The sequence below is a fragment of the Companilactobacillus sp. FL22-3 genome (assembly GCF_054881455.1).
In genome coordinates, this window is the sequence record NZ_JBTYYZ010000011.1 from 1 (window position 1) to 13,642 (window position 13,642).

At 33.9% G+C, this 13,642-nt stretch carries 20 protein-coding genes and 1 tRNA gene; 1 reads left to right on the forward strand and 20 read right to left on the reverse strand.

The window, feature by feature from the left end:
* Positions 1–103: 103 nt before the first annotated feature.
* The 17 genes from ACYT32_RS10285 to ACYT32_RS10365 all read right to left on the reverse strand — a co-directional run bounded on the left by ACYT32_RS10285 (position 104) and on the right by ACYT32_RS10365 (position 12,106).
* Complete coding sequence (locus ACYT32_RS10285) at positions 104–508, reverse strand: hypothetical protein (RefSeq protein ID WP_395266130.1); 405 nt, start codon at positions 506–508, stop codon at positions 104–106.
* On the reverse strand, positions 505–891 hold the full coding sequence (locus tag ACYT32_RS10290; protein ID WP_395266131.1) for a hypothetical protein: 387 nt from the start codon (positions 889–891) through the stop codon (positions 505–507). Before ACYT32_RS10290 ends, ACYT32_RS10285 begins: the two co-directional genes overlap by 4 nt.
* Before the next feature lie 142 nt (positions 892–1,033).
* Positions 1,034–1,942 (reverse strand): capsid protein, encoded by a 909-nt coding sequence (locus tag ACYT32_RS10295; protein ID WP_395266132.1) that lies wholly within the window; start codon positions 1,940–1,942, stop codon positions 1,034–1,036.
* Positions 1,943–1,948: 6 nt separating this feature from the next.
* Positions 1,949–2,503, reverse strand: coding sequence for a phage scaffolding protein (locus tag ACYT32_RS10300; RefSeq protein ID WP_395266133.1), 555 nt, complete (start codon positions 2,501–2,503; stop codon positions 1,949–1,951).
* 126 nt (positions 2,504–2,629) lie between these two features.
* A complete protein-coding gene (locus ACYT32_RS10305) occupies positions 2,630–2,962 on the reverse strand; it encodes a YjcQ family protein (protein ID WP_395266134.1) in 333 nt (110 codons plus the stop codon).
* 42 nt (positions 2,963–3,004) lie between these two features.
* Positions 3,005–3,166, reverse strand: a complete 162-nt coding sequence (locus tag ACYT32_RS10310; protein ID WP_395266135.1) for a hypothetical protein — start codon at positions 3,164–3,166, stop codon at positions 3,005–3,007.
* Positions 3,166–4,824, reverse strand: a complete 1,659-nt coding sequence (locus tag ACYT32_RS10315) for a minor capsid protein (RefSeq protein ID WP_395266136.1) — start codon at positions 4,822–4,824, stop codon at positions 3,166–3,168. Before ACYT32_RS10315 ends, ACYT32_RS10310 begins: the two co-directional genes overlap by 1 nt.
* The gene (locus ACYT32_RS10320; RefSeq protein WP_395266137.1) at positions 4,817–6,229 is read right to left on the reverse strand and encodes a phage portal protein; all 1,413 of its coding nucleotides are present in this window, start codon (positions 6,227–6,229) and stop codon (positions 4,817–4,819) included. The genes ACYT32_RS10315 and ACYT32_RS10320 overlap by 8 nt, the downstream gene beginning before the upstream one ends.
* Complete coding sequence (locus ACYT32_RS10325) at positions 6,211–7,476, reverse strand: PBSX family phage terminase large subunit (protein WP_395266138.1); 1,266 nt, start codon at positions 7,474–7,476, stop codon at positions 6,211–6,213. Before ACYT32_RS10325 ends, ACYT32_RS10320 begins: the two co-directional genes overlap by 19 nt.
* Positions 7,448–8,278: a terminase small subunit gene (locus tag ACYT32_RS10330; RefSeq protein ID WP_395266139.1), complete on the reverse strand. Its 831-nt coding sequence runs from the start codon at positions 8,276–8,278 to the stop codon at positions 7,448–7,450. Before ACYT32_RS10330 ends, ACYT32_RS10325 begins: the two co-directional genes overlap by 29 nt.
* 84 nt (positions 8,279–8,362) lie before the next feature.
* Positions 8,363–8,932, reverse strand: coding sequence for a hypothetical protein (locus tag ACYT32_RS10335; protein ID WP_395266140.1), 570 nt, complete (start codon positions 8,930–8,932; stop codon positions 8,363–8,365).
* 24 nt (positions 8,933–8,956) lie between these two features.
* Entirely contained in the window at positions 8,957–9,934 is a 978-nt protein-coding gene (locus ACYT32_RS10340) for a DUF6731 family protein (RefSeq protein WP_395266141.1), read from the reverse strand.
* Positions 9,935–10,015: 81 nt separating this feature from the next.
* Positions 10,016–10,097 (reverse strand) — tRNA-Tyr (locus ACYT32_RS10345).
* A 384-nt stretch (positions 10,098–10,481) separates the two neighbouring features.
* Complete coding sequence (locus ACYT32_RS10350) at positions 10,482–10,979, reverse strand: hypothetical protein (RefSeq protein WP_395266142.1); 498 nt, start codon at positions 10,977–10,979, stop codon at positions 10,482–10,484.
* A gap of 120 nt (positions 10,980–11,099) precedes the next feature.
* Positions 11,100–11,228: a hypothetical protein gene (locus tag ACYT32_RS10355; protein WP_395266143.1), complete on the reverse strand. Its 129-nt coding sequence runs from the start codon at positions 11,226–11,228 to the stop codon at positions 11,100–11,102.
* Positions 11,229–11,283: 55 nt separating this feature from the next.
* Complete coding sequence (gene ssb, locus ACYT32_RS10360; protein WP_395266144.1) at positions 11,284–11,817, reverse strand: single-stranded DNA-binding protein; 534 nt, start codon at positions 11,815–11,817, stop codon at positions 11,284–11,286.
* Positions 11,810–12,106: a helix-turn-helix domain-containing protein gene (locus ACYT32_RS10365; protein ID WP_395266145.1), complete on the reverse strand. Its 297-nt coding sequence runs from the start codon at positions 12,104–12,106 to the stop codon at positions 11,810–11,812. The genes ssb and ACYT32_RS10365 overlap by 8 nt, the downstream gene beginning before the upstream one ends.
* 61 nt (positions 12,107–12,167) lie before the next feature.
* Here ACYT32_RS10365 and ACYT32_RS10370 point away from each other — a divergent pair, with 61 nt between their 5' ends.
* Complete coding sequence (locus tag ACYT32_RS10370; protein WP_395266146.1) at positions 12,168–12,392, forward strand: DUF2188 domain-containing protein; 225 nt, start codon at positions 12,168–12,170, stop codon at positions 12,390–12,392.
* Positions 12,393–12,459: 67 nt separating this feature from the next.
* Here the strand turns inward: ACYT32_RS10370 and ACYT32_RS10375 are convergent, their stop codons facing one another.
* From ACYT32_RS10375 to ACYT32_RS10385, 3 genes are read right to left on the reverse strand one after another with little or no spacing between them, the layout of a single operon-like run.
* On the reverse strand, positions 12,460–12,582 hold the full coding sequence (locus tag ACYT32_RS10375; protein ID WP_395266147.1) for a hypothetical protein: 123 nt from the start codon (positions 12,580–12,582) through the stop codon (positions 12,460–12,462).
* A 2-nt stretch (positions 12,583–12,584) separates the two neighbouring features.
* Entirely contained in the window at positions 12,585–12,887 is a 303-nt protein-coding gene (locus tag ACYT32_RS10380; protein ID WP_395266149.1) for a hypothetical protein, read from the reverse strand.
* A complete protein-coding gene (locus tag ACYT32_RS10385; protein ID WP_395266150.1) occupies positions 12,884–13,642 on the reverse strand; it encodes an ATP-binding protein in 759 nt (252 codons plus the stop codon). Before ACYT32_RS10385 ends, ACYT32_RS10380 begins: the two co-directional genes overlap by 4 nt.

A 13,642-nucleotide genomic window follows, 5' to 3' on the forward strand; every position in this document is an offset into this window, starting at 1 on the left:
TAATAAAAAGAAGCAAGCCACATCAAATGGTTTACTTTTCAATTGTTTTTAAAGAACTAAAGAAAATGTAATAATACTTAGGATAGTTGGATAGCTATCAGAATTATTGGAGATGCTCATTGAGGGAGCATCTTTTTTTATGCTGTTCTTCAAAATCGAAATCTGGTTCAAATTCATTTTGAAAGAAATCTATTAATACATTCTGTATCTCTATACATTCAGCGATACCCTTGAATATCAATACAGAATTAGTAGTTATTAATAGATAATCTTTCTGTTCGTAATTATCGATCAATAATTTTGCATCATACTGATCAGTTCCAAATTCAGTTTGATTACTGGTTTTTAGACTACCAAGAATCACTTTGCCAGGTCGGTTTTCACAAATAACAACTGGTACATCTTCACTGAAAGGACCCTGTTTACCATTCTTAACACCGGTAATAGTAACTCGATCATTCCAAACACGTTCAATCACACCGTTCATCTTTTTGAATACTGATTTCACCGTTGGATTCTCCTTAAACTATTTAATTGAGCAATGAAATTATCGGTAATTGGATTGACTGATTGAAGTGTGGAATATACTTCTGCAGGTGTCTTGAATGATACAGAAACATCCCCTTCGGATAGTGAAGTGACACCATCATTTCTATCTTCAACGGGAACTAGAAATTCATGAGTATCAATTACCTGCGCACACATAGAAGCAATTGTCATATCAAGTTCTTCAGGTGTCGAATCAATAGGGATATGAATGTAATTACTAACATCACTAACCACTTTATCAACCACAAAATCAATAATGCTTGAATAATCTTTATTACCATTGTCAGGAACCAGAATAGCCAGTTTGGCTATAATATTATCCTTTCTTGGAAAATCAATCATTTAATCATCCCCTATTCATTAGGAATCAAAGCCAACAAATCAGCTTTGGCAGTCTTACCAGTGTGATCAATACTATGAGCATCTAACCATGCTGTAATTTCTGCCACCGTATTTGAACTGGTTGGCTTTGAGTCTTCAGGGGTTACGCTTTTGGGGCTTTATTAGCAACTACAAATTCAATACCCTTTGTCTTAGTCTTCAAAAGAAGTACATCATCATATGAATCTTCATAGTATAAGTAGTTGCCACTATTTTGAGCAGATGGTGCATCAAAACCGGCAAAAGCATATTTTTCAGGTGCAACTTGAACACCATTATAAATTAAGAACATTTCAATTTGCTTGGCATCGTCCTCAAGCTTTGATCCTACTGTGAAATCAAATGCAGTTTGCATTAAATCAGAAGGAACAACATTAATAGTTACATCGTCAAGACTATAAACCGAACGTTTAATGTTTGCTTGATCACTCAAAATAATTGAACGATTGATAGCATCTGCACTCTTCAAAATCTTATTAATTTGAGGAGTGACATACAAAATACGTCCAGATTGTGGAATACGTTGTTCATCAAAGTTAGCCATCATATTATCAAAAGCACCTAGAATGTTCTTTTCATCTAACGTGTCAGTTGAAATGCCACCATCATCTGCAGTTACTTTTTCTTGATACAGTTTACTGAACATGTAGCGATCTTTCTCAGGCAACTTCTCATCAAGGTTAAATTGTTTAGTAACATTTGCTAGAGAAGTAACCATATTGGATTCGTCAACATCAGATGGATCAACCAGTGTTGACCAGTAACGTTCATTCTTTAGTTCATATGAATCCCAGTCATTTGAATAATTAGAAACAATTTCTGTAATCGTTCTACGTTTTCTATCCTTACGACCAGAATCAATTGTTAGACGTGGTAACTTAATATGTTTTGCTCCATCAAATTTAATCAATGAATTAGATGGTGAATTCCACAATGAAGCTGAAAATAGATGACCATCATAAAAAGCTTGTTGAATTGCTTGTTGATATGCATCAGCATAGTTAATTGTCATTATTTATTACTCTCCTTTAAATATATTAGTTAGTGTTTGAACATCATTCTTGTCATTTGAACCATTGCCACCAGCTGGGTTATAGCCTTGCTTTTGACCTTCATCAAATAGATAGCCATCAGACTTCTTGAGTGATTCTAGTTGATCATTAACACCAACCAGCTCACCTTTTTCATTAAGCTTGATATCATCCATATTTAATAAACCTTCAATAGCCTTAGGGTTACGTACCTTTGCAGCTATCAAAGTTTCCGTAAGAGCACTATTCAGTTTATTTTTATTGAGTTGGTCCTGAAGCGATTCGGTATCAGTCTTGTATTTACCTTGCAAGTCACTAAGTTGGCTGGATAAATCATCATTATCCTTAACTTGTTTCGAAAGTTTCTTGATATCTTTATCTCTTTCAGCAATTTGAGCCTTGTATGACTCATTCTCTTGCTTGATAGACTCAACATCACCAAATGACTTCTTTGTATTCTCAATATCAACACCATTTTGTGACATGATCTGATCAATAACTGAATCTTCTAAGTTCAAACCTTTTAAAAATTCTCGTTTCATAATTAAAAATCCTCTCTCGCTAGATTTACGTGGGGCGACCACAATCAAGGCATAAAAAATAAGCATTTTTACGACTTGCTCAGGTCAAAAGGGTATAAAAATAGCACTCAGTATATTTACCAAGTGCTAAGCTCCAGGAATCATTCCCTTAATATCTTTTAATGTATTTTTCACTCGCTCCATCATTGAGTTACTAAATAAATATTCAATCCCTGCTGGAGTAATTTGAACATTATCAGCAAATGAAATACTTGAACCACCGAATGTTTTAACTTGAGTGATTCCGGTAATATATCCACTATCTGTTAAATTCAGTAAAATATAATCCCAATACTTTTGATTATACTGAGACCCTAACTCTTTTAATTCCTGTTCCGAAATGACTTTCCCCTCTTTTAATAAAGAATAAAGTCGTTTCAATAACATATACATAATTACAAAGTAATCATCCTTTGCCATATCATCACCTCATAAAATAGCACTCAACTCAATTGTTGGGTGCTAAAAATCTATATTATTATCTTCTTCATATTTAAGAAAGTCTAGATAATCTTGATAAGATTTCTTGGCTTCTTCAGGAGCATTATCAATCAAAGATAATTTATCAGTATCTTTTGACCAAATGTACCACTCTGGATGATTCACAAAATCTGGAACAAACATTATCTATTCACCTTCCTTAGATATTTCTTCATTACCTGATTCCATCTATTCGATTCATAACCAATCTGTGACTCAGTAAATAACTCAGCAAAGAGTTCATTATTATTTACTATTGAATATTTGGACGGTAACTTAGACGGCGTCACTTTAGTACCATAGTCCTTCTCATATATATTATAAATGCTTTCTATCTGATCAGCAACGTATTCATTCTTACTTAAATTTGAATCGGGATTATCCAATATATATTTATTCCAAAGCTCATTGTGTAAAACGTGACCTAATTCATGAACAACTGGATACGAATCCATTTGACTAGCTTTAACGCTAACGAATTGTCCATCATTTCGTTTCACATAGTTGTTAATAATTTCTTTAGATTTATGAATTGCAGGGTTCAATTTAATTGTTCCATCCAAGTCAGGGGGTGTAACTCCAGCTGCATTAGGATGTTGAACAAATGGAGATTCATCAAAATAGATATTTAGTTTTTGATTACTGAATCTTGATTTCAAGAATTTATTATTCTCAATCACTTCTTCAGCCTTTTGCATGGTACGACGCTTTATATTATTTGGAACTTTCACATCACTTCTAACCTCAGCATTATTAATATACGGTCTTGATTTGAGGTAGTCATTGTTAATATAATCCTTCCATTCATCAAAGGATATATTATTAATAAGTTTCCCTTTACTAGTCTCTGGATCACGTACCCAACGTTCCTTAATATCAGAAAGCCCTTCAATGTGCGGAACGGTTGTACATCGACAATGTGGATGAATCAAAGGATAGTTAATACCTTCCTTTTTTTCAGACATCTTAAATATTTCACCATCTAAATGACTACACACATCGCAAGTATGCGATTCCAAGGTAGCCATATATTGATACTCTTCAATACCTGATTCTTCATAAGCTTTGGCAGTGGCTTGCTCAGCAATATGCCCCATCTCAGTAATAACTAATCGATGTATCTGATGTCTTCTAATGCCTTCAAATCTTTGCTGAAACATCTTGGCGATACGTTGAGGACTGTAACCCATGAACGTTCCACGTAACATTACGTCGACTAACTGATTAGGCAACTCATCACGATAATTTCTCCAAACACGTTTCGAAAAGTCATCCTTATGCCAAGGTTGATTAACAATATATTTAATCTGATCTTCATTGAACCTTGCAAAATCACTACTTAACTTAGCTTGCTGAACCTGAATATTAAAAATAGTCGTCATGTAAGTTTCCTGGAACTGATCAGTCAATTTATTAGATAAACTATCAGTTTCATCACTTGCAAAACGACTACTAATTTCTTTGAGCTGCAACTCTAAATCTTGCAACCTAGCTATTCTACTTTTGAAATATTCTGAATCAAGTTCTTTAGTGTAACCACCTTTGATTGCCTTACGCCTAAATTCCTCAAGGGTCATGGTCCAATTAGTACTACCGACTGTCTTTAATAACCTTTTAGCTGTATCAGAATCAACATCATGATTGTTTGCGTACTTTGAATACCAAACATTAGCTTCTTGTTCTAATTCGTACTCCAAACTGGACAATCTCGATTTTAAATTGCTCTCATAATCAGCGGTATTCTGAAGTTCTTGAGCCTTGATTCTAAGATAACGTTTATCCCAGTAACTGAGCCTAGTCATCTTCATCACCGTTTAGATTATTGAGGTCATCTGGATTAGAATAACCATCCCTATTAACTTCATCATCACGACGATTCTTAATTTCTTCCTGCCAATCATCAACAATTGGATTAGCTTTGGCAATAGATTCATCAGATGAATAGTTTGCCACCTGAGAAATAACCTGAGCATCTTCCAAACTGTTATGAATGGCCGTTCGAGTCCATTTTTGGTTGATTTTTCGGCCTTCATAGTCGGATACATTCAACCATTGCATAATTGCTCTAACCAATTCATTTAAGCTATCTCTGAAGTATGATTCCGTCATTGAGGCCTTGAGTTCCAAGTGACTGTATAACATTTTAATTGCCGTACCAGTGGCATTATTTGTAGCAAAATCAGTTGGATCAATACCTTGAGCTTCAACAAATAAATCAGACTTAGTTATATCAAGTAATGAGTTTCTTGCCTCAGTAGGGATATCAATTGTAAGTTTATCTAATCCTGATTTATCACCGGTACCGACATTATCTAACTTGATTGCTTTGTACTCTTTTATAGTGTCCATCAAGTCACTTATCTCTTCACCACCGTAATTGGTTAGAACAAGAATTACTTGTTGCACATCATCAACATCATTAACAAAACCGTTATAAACATTATCATAAACATCAATCAGGCCTTTGTACTTATACAAATCTGGACGTTCATATTTATTCTTAGGAAATGATATGAATGGAATCCTACCAAAATGATGTTCAAGAACATTGCTGCTTCCCAATTCATCCCCTGTACTAGCATCAAAAATAGGAAAACGGTCATTCATTTGCAATAGATTATCATAGTTAGAAGTTTCTGATTTAAATACCGTTACTGTCTTATCATTCCAATACTCATGCACACTATAATTCCTGCCGGTATCCGGATTGAGTTCATGATATGTTCTACGAACAGCTAACAATTTCTTATCCAAATCATTTGAATAAATCGGTGTAACTTGACCCGGGGGAACAATGCCATATCTAAATTGCTTATGCTCATCAATCCAATAGTGAACCCACGCAACACCAGCATTGGCAGCATCTACAACTAATTGGTTCAATCTAAGATTAAAGTTATCACCCAAAGTAGATTTAATTTTCTCATTCAAAGCATCATCTTCAACATCAATTGCCGGTGGAATAGTAGCAAGATAACCAGCTTCCTGATCAACAAGCAACTGATGATAATTGGAACTAACACGATTATCAGCTTTTCTCAGTGGCTCATCTTTTCCATTATCATTCGTTTTAGACTCTCCATTGTTGCGATTCGTAATGTCATTCTTATTGAAGTAATAATTCAATGACTTTTGAAATCTATTAATAAATTTAATTCTTCGTGGATCAGTCAATTGAAGTAATTTTTTCATTTCTTTGATTTCCAAGGTTTAAATCCTCCTTTCCTAATAGTTGATTCAAGCGAATATCTTGTGGCATCCATCGCATGATCATTACCATCGGGATAACCAGCTTTGAAGTTTCCATTTGAATCTCTTTCTAATTCGTATGTACTAAATTCTCTTGCGGTATTGGGACACTTTTTAGGATCTATGACAATCTCACGTAAATCCTGTAACCATTTATAACCCTGGTCTCGGCTACCTGGTCCCTTGATGGCACCATAGACATTCAATCCCATATCTCTATATTCGGCAATCGTTCCAGGTGATGCTGAATCACCGATGACCTGCTTATTTTCAGGATCTAACTTCTTAATCAGAACAACAGCGTTTCTATTCTTCAATCCAACCTGGTAAATTTCATTAAAAATATATAATCGGTGTCTTGCGACATCAAAAAAGGTCTCGACGTATGCTAATGGATCATGAGCAAAACCGAAATCGAGGCCTCTTTTTATGTTATCGAATAGTTGATATTCTTCCTTAGTAATTTTACGTAACGTAATGTTGTCGAATACCTCAGCACCAGTACCAGTTATTTCACCCAAATATTCATGATTGAATGCTTTGGGATTATCCTTCTTCAATTGCTCCGCATCAGCCAAGAATTCTTTTCCTAGCCATTCTTTAGGAACTGATAAGTAATCCGATGAATGCACCAAAGTGTCATCACGAGCAACCTCTTTAGCCGTAGTTTGATTAACCCAACTATTAAGACTTGCAGGAGGATTGTACGAATAAAAAGTAATGATATTACTACCACCACGATTCAACGATTGATTCATTGAACGTATCTCAGCCCAATTTTTGAACTCATCGGCTTCTTCGTAATGCTTAAATTTAGTAAATCCATGACGGAATTTCTGAGATTTAATCTTCCTTGGCTTGTCCGCACCCTTAAAGCGAATCTGTTGACCTGTAGGTTTATAAGTCAATGTCATTGGACTAACTGATTCTTTCCAGTAATCTTGTACACCCAGTGCATCAATTGCCCAAAGGTATTGATCGTATACAGAATCACGTAAAGTATTTGCAACCTTTCTGAGTACAACTGCATTAGCTTCGGAATCACGCATAATTCCAAGAACGACTTCAATGGATACAAAACTGGATTTGGTTGAACCACGTCCACCTTTCAGCCAATAGTTTGAATGTCTATGGTGTTTGATATCAATGTGGAGTTGTCTGAAAGATGGTGCAATCTTATTCTTGAGTCTCACTTGTTGTACCATCTTCATCATCACCTTCAATATCATCTAAAATTTGTACGCCATTAGTTTCTTCTTGTTGGCTGGTATATATATCAGCATATTTCATTAGGCTATCCAGAGCTTTCTGCTTATCATACATTTCAACGACCGCTTCACCTTTATCAATTCGAATAGACTTGATATTTGAAGTGTCAATTTCGTCGCTGTCATGCAACTTAACTCTGTTCTCAAAATAGAATGCTTGTTTACCAGTATCAGGGTCAATCTTTGGATCAAGCCGATAACTCCCATAGCTATCTTCGTATGGCCCACTCTCATCCCTAATCTTCGTCCAAGCCATGTGCTTAACCGTTTGAAAATCAACTACATCACGTATGTCAGACTTAGACTGCTGACGAAACTCACGAACAATATCATTGATATCGAAATAGAGATCAGTTGATTGTTGTTTCTTCAAGCTATTCAATTGATCTCGTATGCCTTGATTTGCCATAAGCGACCATGAATTTTTCTGAGCTGTTGAATAATTACACTTATAGGCTTTCTGATATGCCCAAGTCGCATTAAATCTTTGCAAATAAAAAAGGCAAAATAGTTTTTGCTTATCATTAAGCTCACTGTTTGCCTCTAACTCATCTATTATTTTGGGTGCAACCTTTTTGGATTTTGTATGCACACTCTTCTTAGTGGATGCACCCCTTTGCCAACCATGTCTGCTCTTCCACGATTTAACTGTATTGATTGATACTTCATACTTACTGGCAATATCCTTGTACTTCATTCCAAGTAAGTAATCCTTCTCTGCCTCTTTCCATTTATCCATTACATATCACCTAACCTCCTTAGCCTATTAAAAAACAAAAAAGTTATAGGCATAAACTAAATACCCATAACTCAACATATTTAATTATATTTTCGTACTACCTTTTTCAATCGGTTCGCTTCCAAAAATCATTGCTATTGATAGCAGAGACGTTTGCAAAGCATAGGCTATAAATACGCCTACTAAAAAAGACCAAATATAATAAACACCAATGATATATTTATTACTATATGCGACAAGAACTTGCATAAATATTGTAATAATTAACGTTAAGAAAGAAACCAATAAAGAAATCACCAAAAGTTTAGGGAGATCCTGTCTGTATTTAGATCCATTTAATTCCTTCATAAAACTTGATTTTAAAACTGAGATAATCATTCCATAAAATGCAGAATAAAATCCAATCACTATTGACAAAAAATTAACCATAGATTCAAGAACATTATTGAAATTCTTTATATTGGAATAATTCAATTTATATCTGACATTTATAAAATACAGTAATGAAAATAAGCCTAATCCAAACAATACTGGGAAAATTTTAAACAAAAGATTTTTTACTTCATGATAAATTTGATTATATCTCGATTTTGTAAACACTATTAACATTATAAAAACTATTACGACAACAAAACAAATCAAAACTTTTTTCATTTTCAATCCTCCCTCGTAATAAAATTATAAATTTTTTCTTACTCTGAGTCTGAAGGCATCCTTGTTTGCTCCATCAACTCTAAAATAAATTAGCTTCATAGTATCTTCAACTGAACTAGGGCTCAAATGCATTTTTTTAGTTTTACCATCTTCATCTTTTACTGAGGAGAATTTATATCTAGTTGATAGCTTTGCTCTCAATAAATCATAGATTTCTATTGGTGCGTCACCAGCTTTTCCTTTAATCATCGCTGATGACAAAATGGTTTTTCCATCACTTATATCTTTAATAAGCTTCTGAGTTTGATTCTTATTCAAAGATTTCTTATCGCTCCCCATAGAAATAACAAGTTCCATATTATTTCCTCCAACGGAATTAAGAACATCACCCATATTGCCTAATATCCTAGTGAATGTCTTTGATAATGCATTCTGGTTTTTGCTTGCATACTTCAATCGGATTTCTCTGACATTATCTGACTTTAAGGCATTTTTAACTTCATCTTTGTTTTTAACTGGTTTAAATATTAACGATAAATCTTCATCATCTTTTTCCAAATCATGAACTTTACGATACTCTTTAACAAGATATACATTTAATCCTGAAATTGATAAACTTCGAAAGTTTCTTTGAAGAAAAACCGTTTTCAGTTCAACATCAAAGAAACCGTTTATATCCTCTGCAATATATTCATTTGAATCCAATTCCAAATCTGTCAATTGCTCCGTATCACGTCCAGTTGTTGCAATTCCCTCATCTCTCAATTTGGTCATATGAAAATATATTATTCTCTCTTTAATTGGAGTATCAGTGAATGGTATAACGTCATGTATATTATCCATTCTAACAATTTCTCCAAAATAATTTATTTCTCTATCCTCTAAGTCCTGATTTTTTATACTATCAAGTAAATCAGAAATATCACAAAATTCTTCATTACCATTTTTATTGGTAAACGCAGAATATGCTTCAAATTTTACTGTTTGTGTTTTAGATACCATTTTAATAACCCCGTATAACAATTTATTATTTAATTAAACATCATAAATAATATAATATCAACTTGACTATTTTACACACAATGAACGCTGATGGATTCGAACCATCGAACCAAAATGGAACAGGGTTACAACCTGTCGCGTTTAACCACTTCGCTAAGCGTTCATTAATAGCTCACCGTTCATGATCAGATGACGGGCTATTAATTGTTTCTATAACTTCTAAACTCGAAACAATGGTTGATGTCTATTGGCTAGCCTAACAACCGTTTTATTTAGCTTTATGCTGAAGGACAACGTGGATACTAGGATTCGAACCTAGTGACTGCTACCGGAAACTTATTATTCGAAAAAGGGGATTATACAAAAGTTGGTATTAACTTACTAAGTAATTAGCAATCATTGAGCCTCTCTCAATCCACAAAAAAAGTGACCCTTTCCAAAGGTCACTCCAAAAATCATAGCTGAGGTGCTATAAGGAACTATCTGACTAATTCCACGATATCATTATAAATCTTTAAATCTGACATTTGGATACGACTTTTTGACATCATTTTGACATGTCATCAATACTGTCGGCTCCAAACATCATGACTGACAACTGTTTGATGGCTTTTCGTTCATCACGCCTAATTGTATTATCATCGACACTATATTTTTTGGATAATGCTGCATAGGTCAACTGTTGTGGAGCTATGTACAATCTATAGATCACATCATATCGTCTGCTACCCTCGTCATGAGCATCCTCACAAATACGTTTGTATTTTGATAAGATTGTATTAACAAAGGTCATTAACTCCTTAGAACGTGCCCTGTACCCTAACAATGAATACAAACTCAGCTCATAATTTGAAAGTTTAACATCATCCTCTAATTTGGGTAATTCAACATTCAAATGATTCTCAAGATACTTGTAATTGATCAACAATACTTTTACATTACGCAATTTCTTTTCCGACTCAAGCAATTTAAATGAGTCGGATTTTTTGACTAAACTACTGGCAAGTTTATCAATTGTTTCATCACTTAATTCTATTGCTCCCATCTATTTACCTCCCTTTCCCAATCCTAAAGTTCTTTTTTCGAATGTAATTCATGAACTGGTAAATTACTTATAACCTTTTCTAATTCCTCACGCGCTTGATCTCGCGTCATTTCTTCCATTTTAATAATCAATCTCCTCGGCTAAATCATAGACATCCCCTAAATTCTTAGGTGGAACTTCACTCAGGTATTGATAACCCAATTGTTCTGCAGCCACTTGTAATGCCCATGCTGATACATCGTCATTCATAGTTAAACCTCCATATAATTATTAAGTTCTTTATTTTCACTTACTCCATTAGTTTTTAAAACGGCAAATCGGCATCACTAACTTCTACTTCGCCAGAATTATTTTGATACGGATCATTGGAACTATTGTTAGATCTATTTGATTGATTGTTACCATACTGATTTTGATTATTTGAATTTCTCGAATTGTTATAGTTATTAGAACCTTGATTGTAATTATTTTGGGTATTCTGATTATTAAATCCATTTCCATTACGGCGTTTATTTTCCGCTTTGGATTCCAACAGTGAAAAGTTATCAACTACCACATCTGTTCTAAAGACGCGTTGACCTTGTTGGTTGTCATAAGAACTTGTCTGAATACGTCCATCGATACCTACGAGTGATCCTTTATTAGTGAAATTAGCAAAATTCTCTGCAGCTTTTCTCCAAATGACACAATTAATAAAATCAGCTTCTCTATCACCATTAGAATTAGTAAATTGTCTATTTACCGCAACAGTAAAACTTGCAACTGCAGCACCATTCGACGTATATCTTAGTTCTAGATCTTTAGTTAATCTTCCAACCAAAACTACTCGGTTAATCATCCTTATCACCTCTAAATTCATCTAAGCTAATTCTCAATGCATCAGCTATTTTAATCATCAATCCGATGGTTGGATTTTTTATCTGGCCATTAATAATAGCCACTATATTTGTTCGAGGAACATCAGCCATTCTTGACAATTCACTTTGATTAATATCCTTGGATTTAAGTATTTCTTTTAAATTATTTTTATACATTTTACACTCCATCTTGTATGGGAACTTTTGTTCTGCACAATATATTGACACAGCTATATTTCTTTTATAAAATATTATTATTGAATTACACATAATTTTATCCCCCCTGGACAAATGAATGTGCTATTCAAAATAATTTTTAAGGAGACAGTTTATGTCTGGAAAAAATCAATGGGTATCACCTGATGTTAATGGATGGAAAGTTAAGGGAGAGGGAAATGTTAAAGCCACAAAGTTATTTGATAACAAATCTGATGCCATAAATTTTGCAAAAGATATTGCTAAAAACCAGCATTCAGAATTGATTAGTCAAAAGAAAAATGGTCAGATCAATTTAAAGAACACTTATGGTAAAGATAACTTTCCGCCTAAGGGTTAATTAACCTTTGGATACATTTTAATAAGGTATCCTTCAGCAGTGGCAACATCAGATGATGAAACCTCTGCTATTTTTTTCCTTCTTTTGTGATTACCTCCAGCTTTTCCCATTCATTTGACTGCAAATAATCATAAATTTCCTTTGATTCATTAAATCTGCTTTCAACTATTATAGAATTTATATTTTTCATTATTATTCTCCAACTCCACTATTCAGAATTCCTAAAGTCTGCTTGTCATCCCTTAAAAAATCACTAGCATCACTACTATTTAAATTAATGGTGGCCAATATCTCTAAAACATCTTTATTACCTCGATAAGCTTGGTTATATTCTTTAATCTCACGCATTAATTCATATGCTTTGGCAGATTCAGTATGATTATGATCAATTAGATTACTAACGGTGGTTACGTCACGTCTAGCCATATCAAATCCATTCGGTTCAAAACCAAGCTCATTTTTATTTACTGCCATAACTTCGCCTATTCTTTTCATATGTTCCTCATATCCTCACTATCGAATCTAATTGCATTACTTGCTTTTTTAGCAATTAAACGACTGTATATTTTAGGGTTATAAATTGATTGCAATTCCTTACTAGAATTATTTGTCGTAACAATATTTACTTTGCTCTTGCGATAGTCTGCCAATCTAAAAAGTAATGATTGGGTATAATTACTGGCTTCATCAGTAACGGACTTCATTGCACTTTCAGAACCAAGATCATCAAGTACTAAAACATCACATACCTTGATACAGTCTTCAACATCCCAAGCTTTTTGTTTCATACTAAAATCCTTGATCCCTACCAATGTCATATTCAATAACATGGAGAAACTTACAAAATAACAAGATAAAGTGGTTTTGGAATTCATGATCTGATTCAAGATACTAACTGCCAGCATCGTTTTACCCGACCCAGCTCTACCAGCAAATGTGAAATTGCCAGTCTCTCCAGATATAATTCTGTCAGCAATTTCTTTAGCTTTATTGAATTCAAGCGATTGTGCATCATCATTAATTTCAAAAGAATCGAAAGATTGATGTAAGTCTTCAACATCACTGATCAATGAGCTATTGAAGAGCCTATTTCTTTTAATTCGATTATTCATAGCTGTAAATTTAATAGCCTCCAACTCTTCTCTTCGACTACGTTCTTTCAGAACTTTGTCAATATCAATTTTATTAACATCAATCCCATGTTTGGCAGCAATTCTTCTCATTGGTCCATCTAAATTTAATGGCTCCAC